This window comes from Rhodoferax sp. GT1R46 (assembly GCF_056521285.1).
In genome coordinates this window covers 29,979-48,644 of record NZ_JBWMBC010000010.1, presented here as the reverse complement: position 1 = coordinate 48,644, position 18,666 = coordinate 29,979, and the positions used below count along the sequence as shown (strand labels likewise).

The window sequence follows — 18,666 nt, the reverse complement described above, 5'->3', positions numbered from 1 at the left end:
GGTCAGCGGACTTCGATGGTGACGCGCCGGTTCAGCGGCTCGTTCACCTCGTCAGCTGTCGGTACCGCAAGCTCGCGTTTGCCACGGCCGACTGCCTCTATTCTTTGCGCCGGAAATTGGCGGTCAATGAACATCTGGCGTACGAGCTGCGCGCGGCGACGCGACAAATCATCATTCTGCTCAAGGGACCCCGTTGTGTCGGTGTGACCGGTGATCACCATGTCACCACCGCTTCGCGCCACAGCGGATGCCAACGCCTCCACCATGGTCTGTTGCGACTCGGCCGTCAGCGCCGTGCCGCCACCTTCGAAGTACAGGGTGTAGCGAACGGGCTTGGGAGGCACCATCGAAAACAGGGATGCATTGTCAGCCTTGATTTTTGCCGGGTCCGCCTGGTCAATAGTGGGAGCTTCGGACGCTCCAACCCGGGTCGTTGCGCGTTGGTAGGGGGCCGATAGCGTTTGCTCGCTACTCAGAACATCGCCGGCGCCGATGGTGCGTACCACGACCGCGGAAGATTTGCCGTCCTCCTGGGGCAGCAACACAACCCGCGTTCCCGGTGAAGAACAGGCCGACAAAAGCGTGGCCAGAACGACAGCCAATACGGCAGAAATTTTTTGCATTGTCATGGCTGTTCGTCCGCCTCCACAATGAAGTCGGTTCCGCGAATTCCGATCGTAGCCGTGGCTGTGGTGATGCGTACCGAGTCAGGACGGGTCTTGCCCAGCAACCCTGTGACCACGCGTAGTGAACCCCTCAGCAGGGAAACAAACATTCCGCCCGCATGCGTGGTTGCGTCGAAGCTGAAGGAGTTGAGGTCCAGGCGCGAGGCAGGACCGACCACCAGGGTCGTACCATCCCGCAGAACCAAACCGGCAGCAGAATTGGGGCCTGTCACGATGCGCTCGCTTGCGGCCACCGCCTCACCCGCACTGGCTGGCCGCAGCGTGCCGCCGCTGCCCTGCAATTGCACGTCGCCGCGCACAGATTTGACGAAGCCAGCCTGCTCGGCTGAAGCAACCACGGCAGGGGCAGCAGCCAAAGTCGGCGCCGTTTCTTGCGCTTGGGCGCTCGCCAGCCCAAGCCCAAAAAGAGGAATCACATACTGCAAACCTGCAAGACTTTTCATGAGCGCCCCATTTTTTTAATCAGGCTGGAATACTAAGCGATGGCACGATGGTGACGCAGATAATCTGAGCGTTCCTTCTTTTCGAAATCCCCATGCACTCCTGTCTTCCCCTTGTTCAAATGCTTGCTGTGACCCGGACCGCGGCGCGTTCACTCACCGCCATGGCGACTGCCAAATGAAAGCCGTATTGCAGCGTGTGGCGAGCGCCCGGGTCCTGATTGCGGGGCAAACCGTCGGTGAAATTGGCGCAGGACTGCTGGTGCTTCTGTGCGCTGAGCAGGGCGACTCCGGGGTGCAGAGTGACAAGTTGCTGAGCAAGATACTGAAGCTCCGCATCTTCAGTGATGCCGAGGGCAAGATGAACCACTGCGTTCAGGATATGGATGGCAAAGGCCTGCAGGGCGGCTTGCTGATCGTGAGTCAGTTCACGCTGGCGGCCGACATCTCGGGCGGCAACCGCCCCAGCTTTAAAGAGGCCGCAGCGCCCGACGAGGGACGCAGGTTGTATGACTATTTTGTGGCGCAAGCCCGGTTGGCACACCCCGACGTGCAAACGGGCGTGTTCGCCGCCGACATGCAGGTGCATCTGGTGAACGACGGGCCGGTAACCATACCCATGCGCATTCCTCCGGCGTTGTAGTTGCTATAAAAATAGTAGCTACTTACGCATGATTGACGGGGGCTAGCGGGCTTTTTTATTCTTAATAGGGGTTCGCAAAGCCGAGCCGAGCCAGAATGTCACCCTCGCGCATTTCCATTACCTCGGCATCCTCGGTCAGGTCATGGTCCCATCCCTGTGCGTGCAGCGTGCCATGCACCAGCAGATGTGCGTAGTGGGCTTCCAGCGTTTTGCCTTGCTCCTGGGCCTCCTGGGCCACCACGGGCGCGCACAGCACCAGATCAGCGGTCACCACCGGCTCCTGGGTGTAATCAAAGGTCAGCACGTTGGTGGCGTAGTCTTTTTTGCGGTAATCGCGGTTCAGGGCTTGGCCTTCAACGGCGTCGACGACGCGCACCGTGATTTCGGCATCCGCTTCCAGCGCGTTGCGAATCCAGCGTGTGACTTTGTGGCGGGGCAGGGCGGCGCGGTGGAGGGCCGCATCGGTCAGTTTGCCGAATTGAAGGGACAGGGTGAGTTGGTGCAGCATGCGAAGGTGTTACCGATTCAGCTAGGGGTGGATTTGGTGGCACGGGCCCCGGGCGTGCGGGTTTTTGGCAAGCCAATGCGGGGCAATGCTTCATCCGGCTCCGGGATGGCAATCGGCGGCAGGTCACTCAGGCGGGCTGCGTCATAGGCATCCACAATGCGGGCCACCAGCGGGTGGCGCACGATGTCGATACTGGTCAGCCGGGTGATGGCAATGCCGGGCGTGCGCTTGAGCACCCGCTCGGCGTCCACCAGGCCACTGAGCTGGGTCTTGGGCAGGTCAATCTGGCTGACGTCGCCGGTAATCACCGCCTTGGTACCAAAGCCGATGCGCGTCAAAAACATCTTCATCTGCTCGGGCGTGGTGTTTTGGGCCTCGTCCAGAATCACAAAGGCGTTGTTCAATGTGCGCCCGCGCATGAAGCCCAGTGGCGCGATCTCCAGCGCTTGGCGCTCAAAGGCCTTGTGCACCTGGTCGTAGCCCATCAGGTCATACAGCGCGTCGTACAGAGGGCGCAGATAAGGGTCCACCTTCTGGTTCAGGTCGCCCGGCAAAAAGCCCAGGCGCTCACCCGCTTCCACGGCCGGGCGGGTCAGCACAATGCGCTGCACCGCGCTGCGCTGCAAGGCGTCCACCGCGGCCGCCACGGCCAGATAGGTCTTGCCCGTGCCCGCCGGGCCAATGCCAAAGGTGATGTCGTGTTCGGCAATATTGTCCAGGTACAGCGCCTGGTTCTTGCTGCGGGGCTTGAGGTCCGCCCGGCGCGTCGCCAGGCTGGGGCCGTCACTTCCCATCTCCGCAGAGCCATCGCCCGACAGCATGAGCTGCACCGTGGCCGGTTGAATAGGCCGCGCCGCCATTTCATACAGTGCCTGAATCATGTCCATGCCGCGCTGCACCTTGGCCTTGGCGCCCTCTACCTTGAACTGCTCGTGCCGGTGGGCAATGCGCACGTCCAGCGCCGCCTCGATGGTGCGCAGATGCTCGTCCATGGGACCGCACAGGTGCGACAGACGGGTGTTGTTGAGCGGCGAAAAAATGTGTCTGAGAATCAAGCTGATAATTCCGGTAAGGGTTCTATACGAACCGCAATGATAGGCAACAAACCCATGGGCACACGATGATCGGCAAATTGACGGGCACTTTGAGTGACAAAAATCCCCCCCAGGTGTTGGTGGACTGTGGTGGCGTGGGCTATGAAGTACATGTGCCCATGAGCACGTTTTACAACCTCCCGGCCACCGGAGAAAAGGTATCTTTGTTGACCCACTTCGTGGTGCGTGAAGATGCGCAGATTCTGTACGGATTTGCGTCGACAACGGAGCGCGCAGCCTTTCGTGAACTCATCAAGATCTCGGGCGTCGGGCCGCGCACGGCTTTGTCGGTGCTATCGGGCATGAGCGTGGACGAGTTGTCGCAGGCCGTCACCCTGCAAGAGGCGGGGCGTTTGATCAAAGTGCCCGGTATTGGCAAGAAAACTGCCGAGCGCTTGCTGCTGGAGCTCAAGGGCAAGCTCGGGCCAGACATCGGGGTCCCTGCAAGCGTCGCCAACGATGCCCAAGCTGACATTCTGCAGGCCTTGCTGGCTTTGGGCTATAGCGACAAGGAGGCTGCGGTGTCGCTCAAAGCCTTGCCAAAGGATGTGGGCGTCAGCGATGGCATCAAGATGGCGCTGAAGGCCTTGTCAAGGGCCTGACGGTGGTGGCGAGCGCCACCGTGCAGGCGTCGCCTCCGATTATTGGACGGTCAACAGAGTCCACATGCCCAGCACATAGTGACCGGGAATGTTGCAGTAAAGCATATAGCGACCGGGCTTCAGCGTAAGGGTCAGCGCGCCATTTTGGCCGGGCTCCAGTTCAGCCACTTCGCCCAGATGTCCGGCAGCGTCTTCATCGACCTTCATTTCTTTCTTGTTGTAGGGCAATGCCTTCTTCTCGTTTTTGACGGGGGCGAGCACCATCTCGTGCACCATGGTTTTGGAGTCGTTGGTCACCGCGAAAGTGACCTCGCCGGCTGGTACGGTCGCTTCGGATAGCGTGATTCCCATGGGGCCACGCGCCATGTTGGCGGGGCCTTTTCCCATGGCCATGCCCATCATCGGGCCCTTGCCCAGCATGTTCATGGACGTGGCGCCCTTGTCCCACAGCGAGACTTTCACGACCGTTGCGGCGGCGAAGGCGTGCCCTGCCGACATCGCCGCGGCGACGCTGAATGCGAGTGCAAAGAGATTTCTGCGGTTGAATTTCATGGGGACGCTCCTTGAATAGTGCTGCAAGTCGGATGTGACTGCTACCACTCTAGGCCGACCCTCAAAAAAGTCATTGATCCATGTCAATTGGCCGGTTCGCCAATGTCCGTGCGGAAATTCTGCACTGCAACGCTGCAGGCCTATTGCGCGTTGCGCACGACACGCCCGTTGACAGGCTGCACCGGACGGGCGTTGTTCGGGTATAGCTGGGTGAAGAGTTTGTACTGACTGGCGCCAATGGTCATGGGTTGTTTCAGCACCATCCACAAGACGCCTTCGGAGCACGGTGGCGTGGTCAGGGAGCCCATGAACTGGTAGTAGCGCTGGTCCGTGGGCAGCAACTCATTGAGGTTGAGCAAACCAGGCGGCATGCGCACCCGGTCGCCGCTGTCCAGTGGCATGTAGGTCCAGACCTTGTCAATCGTGGCGTTGGCAACTCCGGGTTCCAGCAACACCGCCACGACGGCCAGTTGTCCTTCGGCATTTCGATGGACCAGGTGCGCCACCATGGCCGAGCGCTTGAAGTTCACCTGTTCTTCTGATGGGGTATGGAAGTGAAACTGCAGCAGCCGGTAGCTGGAGCCCCGCACGGTGATGGAGTTTTCACCCTGCACGTCGACTTGAATCGTGTGTCCGTTATTGACCACTGTTGCGTTGCTGGGCGTGTAGTCAAACCGCAGGACCTCGGCCGGACCTTGCAAGGTGGAGTCGTCCTCGATGTGGATGGGCGACTGGCGCTTGCCAATGGCGCAGAGGTTGAACTCGGGCTTGAGTCGCCCCCAGGTCTGAGGGCCGTTTTCGCCTTCGTAGTCCCAGTGCACGTAGGCCCCATGCGCGTTGGTTGCGGCAGCGTGAGACTGGATGGACGGTCGGCTGGTGGCTGGTTTGGCAACGGGGATGGGCACGGGGATTGCGGCGACTGCCGGTGCCGATTCAGCGGCCGCCGCCATTTGCGCCTTGTCCTTGCTGCTGACGACCAGGGTGAGCTTCTTGTTCGGGAGAATGCTGGTGCCCAGGGCGTCACGCACTTTTGCGCCCACAGCCTTGGGGTCGCTGGCGGAGGTGGCCTCAATGTCCGCTGCCAACGCACCCACGCACAGCGCAGCGCCCAGGGCACATAGCAGGGGGCTCAGTGCCCAACGGGCACGGGTGGTCAACGAGGAAGAAAGGAATGGCATGGCTGGCGGTGCCTTTCAGGCGTACACGATGGGTGGCCCCAAAAAAATGGGAGCGTCTAGGCATCCTATCGGCTGGTTTGCGTTCCAACTTGAGCCGGGAGAGCGACCACGGTTGCGCACGCTATAGTGACCCCATCATGTTTTGTATTGATAGACCCCACCCGTGAGCATCCAGACCGACGACTTCGCCGCCCCCCCTGCCAAGCGCATGGTGTCGGCCGCACCCACCTCGCCCCAAGAGGAGGCCATTGAGCGCGCCCTGCGCCCCAAGCTGCTCGACGAATATGTGGGTCAGACCAAGATCCGGGAGCAGCTGGAGATTTTTATCAGCGCCGCCAAGATGCGTGGCGAAGCGCTTGACCACGTATTGCTGTTTGGCCCGCCCGGTCTGGGCAAGACCACGCTGAGTCACATCGTGGCGGCCGAGCTGGGTGTCAACTTGCGCCAGACCAGCGGCCCGGTGCTGGAGAAGCCCAAGGACCTGGCCGCGCTGCTGACCAATCTCGAAAAAAACGACGTCCTTTTTATCGACGAAATCCACCGACTCTCGCCCGTGGTCGAAGAAATTTTGTACCCCGCGCTGGAAGACTACAAGATCGACATCATGATTGGCGAAGGCCCTGCGGCCCGTTCCATCAAGCTCGACCTGCAGCCCTTCACCTTGGTCGGTGCTACCACCCGTGCCGGCATGCTGACCAACCCGCTACGCGACCGCTTCGGCATCGTGGCGCGGCTGGAGTTTTACACCCCTGAAGAACTGGCGCGCATCGTCAAGCGCAGTGCCGGCCTGCTCAAAGCGCCCATGGATGCCGATGGCGGCTTCGAGATTGCAAGGCGGAGTCGCGGCACGCCCCGCATTGCCAACCGCCTGCTGCGCCGCGTGCGCGATTACGCAGACGTCAAGGGCATAGGCCACATCACGCTGGACATCGCCAACCGCGCACTGGTGATGCTGGATGTGGACCCGCAAGGGTTCGATCTGATGGACCGCAAACTGCTGGAAGCCGTGATTCACCGCTTTGACGGCGGCCCGGTGGGTCTGGATAACATTGCTGCCAGCATCGGCGAAGAGCGTGAAACCATTGAGGATGTGATTGAGCCCTATCTGATTCAGCAAGGCTATTTGCAGCGCACCCCGCGCGGCCGCATTGCCACGCTGGCGGCGTACCGGCACCTGGGGGTCACGCCGAAGAATCGGGATGAGAACCTGCCGGAAGGGTGAGGGCGCGGTGATTTTTAATGAAATCGGGCTGTAGCCCGCGTGCAATATGCGCAGACAGCTACTAAAAATATAGCAAATGCTTGAATTTCTGTTCGAGATTCTGGGCGAATTCCTGTTGCAGGTTCTGGGGGAAGCCCTGATGGAGGTCGGACTGCATTCGCTGGCCGAGCCCTTTCGCAGAACTCCGAACCCGTGGCTGGCTGCCGTAGGCTACGCGCTGTTGGGTGCGGCACTTGGTGGCATGAGCCTGCTGGTGTTTCCGGACTACCTGGTGGCTACGAAATCTCTGCGCGTCGCCAATGCGGCCTTGTCGCCCATCGCTGCCGGCCTTTGCATGGCGGCTATCGGCGCGTGGCGCGCGCGCCGGGGTCAGGCAGTATTGCGTATCGACCGGTTCTCTTACGGCTACCTTTTTGCCCTGGCGTTTGGCTTGGTGCGTTTCTGGTTTGCGCATTGATGGCGTACCACTCCCATCGACCCGGTTGATTTGGTTATCTGCCAGAGCATGCCGCCCCATCGGAGTGCGGCAGACATGCGGCTTGCGCCGCGCACTGGAGCAGCGGGGCAGACGCCTTTTCTTCACGCGATCTAGTCGCTGGACGACTCGTCTTTTGCGCTCTTTCTCCAGCCTTTGAGCCTTGAGCGCCACTGTCCGAGTGGACTGTGTGGGTCAGCGTCAGCCGCCTTGGTTGATGCTTCAATCAGGCGATCGATAAGCTTTTCCTGCGCGGCACCTTCGGCGTCGGGAAACGTCGGCACCACGGTCACCAGGTAATCGCCACGCAGCCCCCGAGGCTCCACCGGGAATCCCTGGCCGCGAAGCCGGTACACCAGGGCATGTCGATTGAGGCGCATTTGCTGCAGCCCCCCCGGCACTGGCACATCCACCCATCGGTTAGCCGCCCAGGCGTAGCCATCCACCGGCATCTCACAGCGCAGTTGTCCATCCTGCAGAACGAAAAAGGGGTGCTCCTCAAACGCCACATGAATTTCCAGACACAGATCCAAGCCACCATGGTGGGTGTTTGGCACCGTCAGCACATCGCCAGCGCGCACACCCGCCGGCAGTCGCACGCTGTGGTGGTACTTCACCGAACACTCGCCTTTGCCGTCGCAAGGCGCGCAGTGCTCACGCTGGCGTCCATCGCCGCCGCAGTCCTTGCAGGCCTCTTCGGTCCACAGCCAGCCGAACAGCGCCGCCCGCCGGATGGCGCCACTGCCTTGGCACCCGGTGCAGGCCTGTGCCAAAACGCGTTGCCCCTTGCCAGCGCACGACCGGCACGCATAGGTGTAACGGCCCCGCAAAGACCGGATGCATCCCAGGGTTGCATCGTCGATCGATAGCCGCACCTCGCGCACAAACACCTGTTTGTCAGCCTGGGGTGGGGCATCACTTGCACTGTTCTCACGGCTTGGCACATCCTCCTGTGGGTCAGCCGATCCGTTTCGATGCTGACACAGGTGGTGGTAGGCCTTGTTGATACGCTGAATCCGAAGGGGCGCCTCAGACGCGCGGTTGCGGTCGGGGTGCCAGCGCGAAACAAGCCGTCGCCACCCGGCTTTCAGTTGCGCATCATTGACGCTGGGGTCCAGTCCCAGCTCTTTGTAGGCATCAGAAGTATCCATGGGTGGGGCGGGCAGTGCTCATGTGGAGTAAGGCAACAGCGCCTTCGCGGCGTCAATGCGCAAATGCAGATCGACAGCAGCATCGTTCATCACCTTCAGCAAGAATCGCCTGGGGTCCTGCTCATCACCGCCAGCGGCAACGCTTGCGGTCACTGCGGGGCTCGCTGCCAGGCTGCGATGGACCGGCACCCCGGCTGGGCACAGCACGCTCAAAGCCGATTCCCATGCAGCGGGCTGGATGCTTTGAAGGCGACACAAAATATCGGCCTGTCCATCCACACCCGGCTGCCGGCCCAGCCAGGGCTCTTGCGCAAAGATGGATACCAAATCCGGGGTCACGAACGCCGACCAGTGACCCGTTTCCTCTTGCAGCGCAGGCACCATTTTCGCGGGCATCAGGGGCAGCGAAGGCAACAAGCGCACGCGCTGTGGCGCCACGTCGCCCAGGTAGCGCGCACGCAATGCTTCAAGAAACGCCTGCACTTGCGCCACGGGCACCGACGCAGTGAGCGAGAACCAAAGCTGATAGCCATCAATGCCCGAGACCGCAATGGCAGGGGCCGGCAGCGCCAGATCAGTCTGAACCCCCTTCCACATCACCGAAAGCGCCTGCCAGTCGGCGGGCCGGGCCAGTTCCAGGACCATGGCGCGCACCTGCGCATCGTCACGATCATCGTGGACAAGGTAGAGGCGGTGCAACTCCGATTGCAGTCGGTTCATCGTGGGGGCTGTGCCGGGGCTATCCAACATGCGCGACGCTACCTCAGTCAATCCGACTGCCTGGTCAGCACAAGCCGTTTGAGGTCGAACCCCTTGCTGACAAGCCGAGCCAGCAAGGCGTCATAGGCGGCTGGCTCTACTTTGGCAGTCCGCGACAAGACCCACAGGTACTCGCGCGTGGGTTCGCTCACGGCCACCAACTGGTATGCCGGGTCCAGGTCGATCACCCAGTAGTCGCCCCAAACCGCCGGAATGAACGACAGCCAGGCCGGAGCAAACCGCACCTCCAGCTTGGGCGAATGCGTGTCACCCACCTGCCGTGCAGCGCCAGCCGCTACCTTCATTTCGCCGTCTTCCTGACGGCAACGGTTGATAACCTGAACGTTGCCATCCGGCTGCACGCTGTAGTCAGCCCGCGTGTCGGCCACGCATTTTTTCTGAAAACTGTTCGGATACTTGGCAATCTCGTACCACGTGCCCATGTAGCGGGGCACGTCCAGACTGGCGATCGTCGTCAAGTTGGGTACAGGGGGCGTCGCACCCTCAGCTGCGTAGGTAAACGCAGCGCTGAGGGCAAGGAGGGTTGCGAGAATTGTTTTCATGGGTCCAATTATCAGGCCGCGACCGACTCCACCAAGGTTTCGGCCCACGGAGCCAGGCTCCCAGCGCTACAAATTCGACAAGAAAACCAGCATCGTCGACCGATGGTCAGGCCCCGCAACAGTGCCCTTTGCGCAGCCCTGTAACGACCGTTGCGCTTTCACTCCCCGCCCGACACCCGCCCCCGCAGCTTTTTGACATCGCCCCGTGTCGCCTTGGTATCCAGCCGCTTGCGCTGCGAGCTACGGGTCGGCTTGGTGGGTTTGCGGCGTTTGGGCAGCACCGCCACGCTGTCTACCAACGCCTGCAAGCGCTCAATGGCGTCTGCCTTGTTCTGCTCCTGGCTGCGGGTGGTTTGCGCCTTGATGACGACGACGCCGTCCGACGTGATGCGCTGATCACTCAGCGCCAGCAGGCGCTCTTTGATCTCCTCGGGCAGCGACGAGTCGGGAATGGAGTAACGCAGGTGGATCGCGCTGGACACCTTGTTCACGTTCTGGCCGCCCGCGCCTTGGGCACGGATGGCGGTGAACTCGATTTCATCCTCCTGCAGTGGTATCAGTGGTTCGGGCATACAGGGCGGTCGTTCGTGGGCTTGATTTCCATCAGACATTTTCAGCGAAATGGCGCGCATACTGACGCGATGGAATTCAAAGACTATTACAAGGCGCTCGGCATTGAACGCACTGCGTCCGAGGACGAAGTCCGCAAAGCCTACCGCAAGCTGGCGCGCAAATACCATCCCGACGTCAGCAAGGAGGCGGACGCCCAGGTGCGCATGCGCGATATCAACGAAGCCAAGGATGTCCTGGGCGACAAGGAAAAGCGTGCGGCCTACGATGCGCTGGCGGACCGCGTGGCCCGTGGCGGCCACGCGGGTGGCGCAGGTGATGGCTTTCAACCGCCACCCGGCTGGGACGAGGGCTTTGAATTCCACCGCGGTCCGGGCCAGGGGCCGGCAGACCATGCCGACTTCAGTGAATTCTTTTCTTCGGTGTTTGGCAAGGGTGAACAACGGGCTTCCGCGCGTCGCAGTTACCGCGCGCGCGGCGAAGACCACCACGCTGCAATCGAGATATCGATTGAAGACGCCCTCAAAGGTGCCGAGCGCGAAATCGTGCTCCGTGCGCTGGAGACCGACCCGCAGGGCCAGCCTGCATTCGTCAATCGCACCCTCAGCGTGAAGATCCCGCCCGGCGTGCACCCGGGCCAGTTCATCCGGCTCACCGGTCATGGCATGCCGGGGCAGGGCGGCGAGGCGGCGGGCGATTTGTATCTGGAGGTGCGCATTGCCCCGCACAAACTCTACCGCGTGGAGGGGAGCGACATTTATATGACGCTGCCCGTCACGCCCACCGAGGCGGCTTTGGGGGCGCAGGTGCAGGTGCCCACGCCCGCCGGCAGTGTGGTGGAGGTAACCGTGCCGCCGAATGCGCGCAGCGGCCTGAAACTGCGCCTCAAAGAGCGCGGTCTGCCCGGCAAGCCCGCTGGCCACTTGTACCTGTTGCTGGACATTGCATTGCCGCCCGCCGACACCGAGGCCGCCCGCAAGGCCTATGAACAGTTGGCACAGGCTGCACCGTTCAATCCAAGGCGCCATCTGGGCGTGGAAGGCGCGCAATCATGACTCTTTACACAACGACGACTGTCATCACCGCCACGGCAATCAGCCGCGAGAACCCGATTGCTGCGCACGAGCTGGCGCATGCCTGTGGGGCCGATCTGGACTGGGTGGCCCAGCTGGTGGAGGTTGGCATCGTGGACCTTGAGTCTCCGGCCGCTTCACCGGCGGATTGGCGCTTCTACAGCGCGGACCTGCAGCATGCGCTGGAGGCAAGTCGATTGCAGCGCGACTTTGGCGTGGGGCTGGAGGCCGCGGCGCTGATCCTGGACCTGCAGCACGAGGTGCGCAGGCTTAAGGCGGCTCTGCGGGTGCGCGGGCTGTAGCGGGTCTGCACTCGACATACAGCAGGTTTCGGATGGCCGCCAAAAGACGCACAAGCGCTATTCCGTCTACGAAGTGAATGCATTGGATGCCATGCCGGACAGGATATGACCGGCCAATCAGCATCCGACTACCCCGGCGATCAGCCCACTACTTGCTAAATTTGCTGAACGTGCGAATGCTGGCAACTGTCGCCGCCGAGGTCAATGGCAAGGTGGAAAATTCTTGGAACGCAGACCGTTACCTGAGGAAATGCCCGTTTTTTCAGGACGGTCTTCGGCTACTCAGTGGATCAAGATTACTGCCGGATATTCTTACAGTCACCGGCATCCATCAGCTTTTAGAAGAAAAAATACAGATAAATCAATGCTCGTAATTTTTGGCGCAGAACCTGCTTTGCATGATTGCGCTGAAAGCCGATTTCGCCGTTTGCGCCGCTGTCGCGGCTGAAGCAGCAGATATTTCCTTAACGAACATTGCTTGTAGATTTGAACGACCCCTTGCGCTGGAGCACGCCATGCCGCACAAATTTGCCATCCTGACAGCTCTCGTCGCCTTTCTTTACCCAATGGCACATGCTGACGTGCTGCTGTCGCAGACGCCAAACAGGCTGACGTATTTCGGGATTTCGGACACGGGAACGACCGGGCGCGCCATCGAAAATTTCACGTTGAGCACTGGCGAGTACATCAACCGCGTTTCCTGGCAGGGTTGGTATTCGAACGGCCTGTCCAACCGAATGTTGCCCAATCCCACTGCAGCGGACAGTTTCACCATCAACTTTTACGGCGACGTCAGCGCAGACCCAAATAACCCCTTCAGCCCCCCAGGCACACTCATGGCATCGATCAACGTCGGTGGAGCCAATCGCACCGTCTTTCCGGGGTGGACGTCCGTCAATGATTACTGGGCCGACCTGGGCAGCGATATCACTCTCGGTAGCGGTCGCTTCTGGATTTCCATCGTCAACGACACCATCGGTACTGCAAATGCCGACTGGAACTGGTTCGCGGATGGCCCCACCTTTCAGTCGTCGCCCTATCTCATCAACGGTGGATTTTCGAATGACAGCGGAGCCACCTACGGATTTGGTGATTTCACCTTCGCCCTGACTCTTGAGGGTGGCACCCGTCACGTGCCTGAACCGTCACCTCTTGCCTTGCTCGCACTATCGGGGCTTGGCCTTATCCTGGCGCGACGGCGTTTCGGAAAAGCGTAATCCCAGTTTGGCCTTGATCGTGCGCCCCGCATGGGCACACTTGCCGCGCAAGCGGGGCGGGTGGAAGAGGGGATGTACCGGGGTGCGGCATCTTTGCCCACTGTTTTGCCTGCGCCCGCTGGGACGACGGCCGCAGGGGTTTAATTCGATTCGGATGTTTTCAGTGCCAAGTCGAGGGTGCGCACAAACTCGTTGAGCATGATGGGTTTGGTCAGATAGTCGAAAAAGCCAAGCGCAAGACACATCTTGATGTCACGCGGCAGCGCGTTGGCACTGACTGCGATGATTGGAATATGCGCAGTCAAAGGGTCGGCGCGCAGAATTTTCATGGCGTCGATCCCGCTGATGCCTGGCAGGTTAATGTCCATCAAAATGACGTCGGGCTGATGGGCGCGCGCAAACTCAATGCCGAGATTTCCGTCCGCCGCGCTCAACATGCGCAGGTCGGTGCGCCGTGCAATGAGTTGCTCGATCAGTTCCAGGTTAGCTGGGTTGTCTTCCACATAGAGCAGCGTGCGCTTCGACGTTCCATCCGACACCTGGCGCGGCTCCGGCACCCTATGCCCGGTTTCCTGAATCTCGAACTGAGGCGCAGTCGTCAGCTTGAATTCGATCCAGAACACGCTCCCCTCCCCGAAGGTACTGTTTACGCCAATCGCGCCTCCCATCAGTTCGATCAGACGCTTGGTTACAACCAGGCCGATGCCCGTGCCTTGCACAGGGCCAGACTCCCTGCCCAGACGATTGAAAGGCTGGAAAAGCTGCGCCTGCTGTTCTGAAGTCATGCCAAAGCCGGTGTCCTGAATGCTGATGCGAATCGAATCTGGGGCCACCACAGTGCAGGCGACGACGACCGCGCCACCGGGCCTGTTGTATTTGATTGCGTTGGAAAGAAGGTTTATCAGAACCTGTTTCGTCCGGGTTCGATCGGCCTCGATGAAATAGGCCGACTCAAGCGGTGCACACGTCAGGGCGATACCGCCTTTGTCCGCTTGCGGACCAACCATGGCGAGACAGTCGCTCATTACTTCGAGAAGCGAGACAGGCTCCAGCGACAACATGATCTTGCCCGAATCGATCTGCGCCAGATCGAGAATCTCGTCGATCAGTTCCAGCAAGTACCATCCCGCGCGCAGGATCTGCTCGAGGCTTCGTTTCTGAGTCAGCGTTGGCGGTGGTGAGCCAGATTCGATGAGTTGGGCAAAGCCGAGGATCGCGTTGAGTGGCGTGCGCAACTCATGACTCATGCTGGCGAGGAACTCTGACTTCCCGAGGTTCGCCTTTTCTGCCACAGCCGTGGCACGCTCCAGTTCAGCATTTTTCTCATGCAGCAGCTGATCGAGGTGTTTGCGTTCGGTGATATCGCGGGCGGAGGCGAACACGCCCAGAACGTTACCCTTGTCGTCCCGGTAAACGGCTGCGTGATAGAGCACGTCCATGATGCCGCCCGCCGAGTGACGGATGGCAAGGGGGTAGTCGCGTACCATTCCTTCAAGGAAGGCTTTTTTGTAACCGGTGCGCGCCCTGTCGGGTTCGGTGAAATAGTCTGAGAAGTCCGTGCCAATGAGCTGCTCACGCGGCACGCCCGTTGCCTGCACAGAGGCTTCGTTCACGTCAGTGATCGTGCCTTGCGCGCTGATGGTGACCAACGGGTCCAGATTGGCTTCAATCAAACTTCGGGCGTAATGCGAGAGCGCTTCGGCAACCTCCTTGGCTTGGGATAGTTCAGTGGTCCTGGCGAGCACTGCGTCGGCAAGGCTGTCACTGCGCTTTTCAAGTTCAGCCGTGGATGTCTCGATGCGCACAATCATGGAGTTGAACGCTATCGCCAAATCACCGATTTCATCAAGCTGATGCAGCTTCAGACGGTGCGCGTAATTGCCTTGTGCCAGCTGCGTTGTACCTTGCTCAAAAATACGTAAAGGACGCAGAATACGCCGACTGACCAGTAGCCAGGCAAAGACGGCGAGCGCACCCATTGCCAAAATGACGACGCCTATCGACACTTGCATCGCGCGCAAGGCCGCTCTTGCCTCCTGCCGGTTGCCACGGATCAGTTCATTCTCAATATCGATGACTTCCTGAATCACCACCAAGAGCGACGCGACGGAGCGCGTCTGCGCGGCCGCCTTAACATCTGGCGGCAGGGGCGTGTCCCCGCCCGTGGTTGCGCCAGGCTGACCGGTCAAGCGCGGATAGATGATTTGCATCAGCGCAATCTTCTTTCGAAGCTGATCGAGATTCACCTTCTCATGTGGGGTGGTGATGCGCATGCGGTCAATTTCACCGCTGACACTGGCAATCTTGCGTGACCACTGCTCCTGGCTTCGTGCCTCGTGAAACAAGGCGGTTTGCACCGCCACATGACTGAGCTGCGTGGCGCTATGGATCAAATCCTCGGCGGCGTTGATATCACTGCTTGCCTCCTCCACAGCCCGCGCCGATAGCAGCGTCATGCCAACGGCGGCGGGAATAATCAGGGCCGCCAGCACCAGCAACCCGTTGATCTGTGAGCGAATCTTCAAGGCAGCTCCTAGTGCACGACCGTTACCGCAGTCGGCAGCACCGCTTCGAGGTCTTGGTATTTCATGAAATTCAGGTAGTTCGGCATCGGCCTGGACTCGACGAGCCCTTTTTGCATCGCCCAGCGTGTTTGATCATCCAGCGCCAGCAGCATCGCCTCGTCGAGCGTGACAGCGTAGTCTTCGGGTTCGAACAGGCGAGCCATGGTGGCGTCATCAATCTTGAGCGCATCGCCCACCAAACGGCGCGCTTCAGCCGGATTGGCGCGAATTGCCTGATTGGCCGAAATCAGGGCGCGCAAGACGCCTCGGACCTCTTGTGGATGGCTGTCAATGTACGACGGCTTGCCCACCAGTATGAAACGAAACGCATAGACATCTTCACCATAAAAGACCTTGATTCGATTGCCCATTTCCGCTTCCAGCTTGGCCAGAAAAGGCTGGAACGCCACCACCGCGTCAATCAGACCATCCTTGAAGGCGCTGATTCCTGCGTCTGTTCGCAGGTCGTTCTGAGTGACCGCATCGCTCGGAACGCCATGGATTTGCAGCATGGCGTCCAGAAAGTAGGTCTGGTTGGTCCCCTTGATCGCGCCAATGGACTTGCCCCTGAGATCCTGAATTTGCTGGATGCCACGGTCACTATGGGCAATGATTGCCAGGGCACGGCGGCTCTGCGAAATACCGGCCAGCATGGCAATGTCAGCGCCACCAAGAAGCGCGAACATGGTCGGGGTATCCGCTACTACCGCCAAATCCGCCTTGCCGTCGAGAACGGACTTCAAAGCATCTATTCCCAGATCGAATGGTTGGCTTACGACGTTCACGCCCGCCTTCAGGAACAGATCCTGCCCGGAAGCAACCAGCATCAGGGCGCTGTTGATCTGCATGGGCACCGCGATCGAAACCTTGGTCCCCGCGTTTGTGGGGGTAACTGGCGACCGCAAGGCCAGATAAGCTACGACACCGGCAAGCAGTGCCGTGAGCACCAGCAGCACAATACGATTTTTGGAATGCCACCCGTCGCCGTTCTTAGAAGCAATTTTCATATTTTGGCTTCCTGATTCATCAAAAAAACGGCCTGCAAAAACCGGGCTGACACAGCGCGGGCTGATGCCAGTAGTTGGTCAGATTGTCACACAGCACGCCGATTGGTTGGAAGCGCCCTAAGCCACTTGGCAGGCGATGAATGCATTGATCAAACCGTTGATCGCCATAGAAGGACTGCAAGCTGCCATAAACGCCGGTCGCAGGACCTCAACGAATCCCCGCTTCTGCTCGACGTCCGACCTCCAACGTGGGTGCAAGGGGTGACGTTACCGAAGCAGCTCAGCCCTTGCGGGTGTTGTGCACGATCAGCATCTGCGCGCAGTAGTAGGTCGCCAGAATCCACAGCGACGACAGCGGGACGGGTGCAACGAACTTGTTGATCGCAATCAGCGAGTCGCTGACCATGAAGACGCAGGCCCCCACCGCCACCCAGCGCGACGCGTTGTCGCCCAGCGTGACGGCACGGCCAATGGCCTGCGCTGCCATGAGCGAGATCACGGTGACATAGGCGCCCACGGCGATCTTGAGCACCGGGTCGCCCAGACCGCTCCACACAACGCCGTACATGGTTGCGCCAAAAAGCAGCACGATAGCCAGCGCACGGCGACTGGGAAACCCGGTCTGCCCCTGGCGGAAAAGGGCGATGTAGAACAGGTGCGCCACCAGAAACGAGCCCAGCCCCAGGATGAAGGTTGGCAACCCCCAAAGGGGAACGTCACCCGGCAACATAAGAAACACATCGCCGCCCAGCGAAAACACCAGCGCAACGATCAATAGCGCATTAAATTTGCCTGTAGCCCCCGTGAATATTGCGCGGGCAGCTACAAAAGTAATAGCAATAACCAGGGTCAGCGGTTTGAACAGGTAGTACACGTAGTGGGCTGTTGGCACGTCGAACATGCCCATGGCACCCAGCGTGGCCAGCGCGGCGCTCTCCACGATCAGCACCTCCAGCAGGGACAGCTGCCCCTGCATGAAGCGCCCCGTAGCCCACACGCCGCTGGAAATGGCCGCACACCAGATGGCTGCATCACGCACGGACAGCGAGTCCGCCACCCACAGGAAGGAGGCGACGGCCCCCAGCATCAGCAGGAACTGCAGGCCCGCGAACCATTGCTGTGCAGGGGTCATGGGTGGGTTGAAGGTGGTGACTGACGCCAGCGTGAATGCGGGTTTGGGGCTGGCCTGTGCCAGGTCTGCCGGTTGCCAGCCCGGGGGCTTGAACCAGATGCGCACTTTGTCGCTCCAGTTGCGGGTGTGCCAGGCATCCCGGGCCAGTGCCGAGTACACCTCGAAGTTGGCCCACAGCGGGTCCCAGCTGTTGAGCTGCCCGCGCGTGCCGTAAACGCAGGGTTCGGTCTCCACCTGAAAAGTCCCAAACAGGCGATCCCACAACACCAGAATGCCCCCGTAGTTCTTGTCGAGGTACGGGTCGTTGACGGCGTGGTGCACGCGGTGGTTGCTGGGGGAGCAAAATACGCGATCAAACCAGCCCAGCTTGCCGATCTGTTCGGTGTGCACCCAGAACTGGTAGAGCAGGTCAATCAGTGCCACGATGCCAAACACCAGCGGCGGCACGCCCGCAATGGCCATGGGCAGGTAGAAGATCCAGCCGAAGAACGCGCCGCTGGAGGTCTGGCGCAGCGCGGTGGACAGGTTGTAGTGCTGGCTCTGGTGGTGCACCACATGCGCCGCCCAGAACAGCGCCACCACATGCCCTGCGCGGTGCAGCCAGTAGTAACACAAGTCGTAAAACACCAGCGCCAGCAGCACGCCATACCAGGTGCTCCAGAACTCCAGGTGCGGGTAAATAGCCACGGCGCCAAACACAGCGGTGTAGATGCCCACGGTCAGCAGCTTGGTCAGCACCCCGCCGAGCTGGCTCAATATTCCGAGGCTGATGCTGTTGATGGCATCGTTCAGGCGGTAGCTGTCGTGCCCGGTGCCGTTCCGGGCGCGCCTGCGGCCCCACACGAACTCCAGGGCGATCAACAACAGGAAGACGGGCGTGGCGAAAACGATGACTTTGCTCATACCGCCTATTTTCAGCGAGCAGGCG

20 protein-coding genes are annotated in these 18,666 nt (G+C 60.4%); 7 read left to right on the top strand and 13 right to left on the bottom strand.

What is annotated here, in order from left to right; genetic code table 11:
• Nucleotides 1-2: 2 nt before the first annotated feature.
• On the bottom strand, nucleotides 3-629 hold the full coding sequence (locus AC097W_RS18460; RefSeq protein ID WP_479604097.1) for an OmpA family protein: 627 nt from the start codon (nucleotides 627-629) through the stop codon (nucleotides 3-5).
• Nucleotides 626-1,129: a FecR family protein gene (locus tag AC097W_RS18455; RefSeq protein WP_479604096.1), complete on the bottom strand. Its 504-nt coding sequence runs from the start codon at nucleotides 1,127-1,129 to the stop codon at nucleotides 626-628. The genes AC097W_RS18460 and AC097W_RS18455 overlap by 4 nt, the downstream gene beginning before the upstream one ends.
• A gap of 175 nt (nucleotides 1,130-1,304) precedes the next feature.
• Between AC097W_RS18455 and dtd the strand changes: the two genes are divergently transcribed.
• On the top strand, nucleotides 1,305-1,769 hold the full coding sequence (dtd, locus tag AC097W_RS18450; protein WP_479604095.1) for a D-aminoacyl-tRNA deacylase: 465 nt from the start codon (nucleotides 1,305-1,307) through the stop codon (nucleotides 1,767-1,769).
• A 61-nt stretch (nucleotides 1,770-1,830) separates the two neighbouring features.
• Here the strand turns inward: dtd and ybeY are convergent, their stop codons facing one another.
• Together ybeY and AC097W_RS18440 are read right to left on the bottom strand one after the other, a co-directional pair.
• On the bottom strand, nucleotides 1,831-2,277 hold the full coding sequence (gene ybeY, locus AC097W_RS18445) for an rRNA maturation RNase YbeY (RefSeq protein WP_479604094.1): 447 nt from the start codon (nucleotides 2,275-2,277) through the stop codon (nucleotides 1,831-1,833).
• Nucleotides 2,278-2,294: 17 nt separating this feature from the next.
• Nucleotides 2,295-3,332 (bottom strand): PhoH family protein, encoded by a 1,038-nt coding sequence (locus AC097W_RS18440; protein ID WP_479604093.1) that lies wholly within the window; start codon nucleotides 3,330-3,332, stop codon nucleotides 2,295-2,297.
• Between the two features lie 65 nt (nucleotides 3,333-3,397).
• Here AC097W_RS18440 and ruvA point away from each other — a divergent pair, with 65 nt between their 5' ends.
• Nucleotides 3,398-3,973 (top strand): Holliday junction branch migration protein RuvA, encoded by a 576-nt coding sequence (gene ruvA / locus AC097W_RS18435; RefSeq protein WP_479604092.1) that lies wholly within the window; start codon nucleotides 3,398-3,400, stop codon nucleotides 3,971-3,973.
• A gap of 39 nt (nucleotides 3,974-4,012) precedes the next feature.
• Here the strand turns inward: ruvA and AC097W_RS18430 are convergent, their stop codons facing one another.
• Both AC097W_RS18430 and AC097W_RS18425 read right to left on the bottom strand, forming a co-directional pair.
• On the bottom strand, nucleotides 4,013-4,525 hold the full coding sequence (locus AC097W_RS18430) for a hypothetical protein (protein WP_479604091.1): 513 nt from the start codon (nucleotides 4,523-4,525) through the stop codon (nucleotides 4,013-4,015).
• Between the two features lie 140 nt (nucleotides 4,526-4,665).
• Nucleotides 4,666-5,703, bottom strand: a complete 1,038-nt coding sequence (locus AC097W_RS18425; RefSeq protein ID WP_479604090.1) for a carbonic anhydrase — start codon at nucleotides 5,701-5,703, stop codon at nucleotides 4,666-4,668.
• A gap of 163 nt (nucleotides 5,704-5,866) precedes the next feature.
• Between AC097W_RS18425 and ruvB the strand changes: the two genes are divergently transcribed.
• Nucleotides 5,867-6,925, top strand: coding sequence for a Holliday junction branch migration DNA helicase RuvB (gene ruvB, locus AC097W_RS18420; protein WP_479604089.1), 1,059 nt, complete (start codon nucleotides 5,867-5,869; stop codon nucleotides 6,923-6,925).
• Nucleotides 6,926-7,001: 76 nt separating this feature from the next.
• On the top strand, nucleotides 7,002-7,382 hold the full coding sequence (locus tag AC097W_RS18415) for a hypothetical protein (RefSeq protein ID WP_479604088.1): 381 nt from the start codon (nucleotides 7,002-7,004) through the stop codon (nucleotides 7,380-7,382).
• A gap of 131 nt (nucleotides 7,383-7,513) precedes the next feature.
• Here the strand turns inward: AC097W_RS18415 and AC097W_RS18410 are convergent, their stop codons facing one another.
• The 4 genes from AC097W_RS18410 to arfB form a co-directional block, all read right to left on the bottom strand.
• On the bottom strand, nucleotides 7,514-8,551 hold the full coding sequence (locus AC097W_RS18410) for a DnaJ C-terminal domain-containing protein (RefSeq protein WP_479604087.1): 1,038 nt from the start codon (nucleotides 8,549-8,551) through the stop codon (nucleotides 7,514-7,516).
• A gap of 18 nt (nucleotides 8,552-8,569) precedes the next feature.
• On the bottom strand, nucleotides 8,570-9,271 hold the full coding sequence (locus AC097W_RS18405; RefSeq protein WP_479604086.1) for a hypothetical protein: 702 nt from the start codon (nucleotides 9,269-9,271) through the stop codon (nucleotides 8,570-8,572).
• Between the two features lie 47 nt (nucleotides 9,272-9,318).
• Complete coding sequence (locus tag AC097W_RS18400; protein WP_479604085.1) at nucleotides 9,319-9,873, bottom strand: lipocalin family protein; 555 nt, start codon at nucleotides 9,871-9,873, stop codon at nucleotides 9,319-9,321.
• Between the two features lie 158 nt (nucleotides 9,874-10,031).
• Nucleotides 10,032-10,445, bottom strand: coding sequence for an alternative ribosome rescue aminoacyl-tRNA hydrolase ArfB (gene arfB, locus AC097W_RS18395; RefSeq protein ID WP_479604084.1), 414 nt, complete (start codon nucleotides 10,443-10,445; stop codon nucleotides 10,032-10,034).
• Between the two features lie 69 nt (nucleotides 10,446-10,514).
• On the opposite strand from arfB, the gene AC097W_RS18390 reads away from it, so the two are divergent.
• From AC097W_RS18390 to AC097W_RS18380, 3 genes are all read left to right on the top strand, one after another.
• On the top strand, nucleotides 10,515-11,498 hold the full coding sequence (locus AC097W_RS18390; protein WP_479604083.1) for a DnaJ C-terminal domain-containing protein: 984 nt from the start codon (nucleotides 10,515-10,517) through the stop codon (nucleotides 11,496-11,498).
• Entirely contained in the window at nucleotides 11,495-11,818 is a 324-nt protein-coding gene (locus AC097W_RS18385; RefSeq protein WP_479604082.1) for a chaperone modulator CbpM, read from the top strand. The genes AC097W_RS18390 and AC097W_RS18385 overlap by 4 nt, the downstream gene beginning before the upstream one ends.
• Nucleotides 11,819-12,216: 398 nt before the next feature.
• A complete protein-coding gene (locus AC097W_RS18380; protein ID WP_479604081.1) occupies nucleotides 12,217-13,035 on the top strand; it encodes a PEP-CTERM sorting domain-containing protein in 819 nt (272 codons plus the stop codon).
• A 140-nt stretch (nucleotides 13,036-13,175) separates the two neighbouring features.
• On the opposite strand, the gene AC097W_RS18375 is transcribed toward AC097W_RS18380, so the two are convergent.
• The 3 genes from AC097W_RS18375 to AC097W_RS18365 form a co-directional block, all read right to left on the bottom strand.
• Complete coding sequence (locus AC097W_RS18375; RefSeq protein WP_479604080.1) at nucleotides 13,176-15,560, bottom strand: ATP-binding protein; 2,385 nt, start codon at nucleotides 15,558-15,560, stop codon at nucleotides 13,176-13,178.
• A gap of 8 nt (nucleotides 15,561-15,568) precedes the next feature.
• Nucleotides 15,569-16,606 carry an ABC transporter substrate-binding protein gene (locus tag AC097W_RS18370; RefSeq protein ID WP_479604079.1) on the bottom strand — a complete coding sequence of 346 codons (1,038 nt, stop codon included), beginning with the start codon at nucleotides 16,604-16,606 and terminating at the stop codon, nucleotides 15,569-15,571.
• Nucleotides 16,607-16,886: 280 nt separating this feature from the next.
• On the bottom strand, nucleotides 16,887-18,641 hold the full coding sequence (locus tag AC097W_RS18365) for a lysoplasmalogenase family protein (RefSeq protein ID WP_479604078.1): 1,755 nt from the start codon (nucleotides 18,639-18,641) through the stop codon (nucleotides 16,887-16,889).
• Nucleotides 18,642-18,666: the final 25 nt, after the last annotated feature.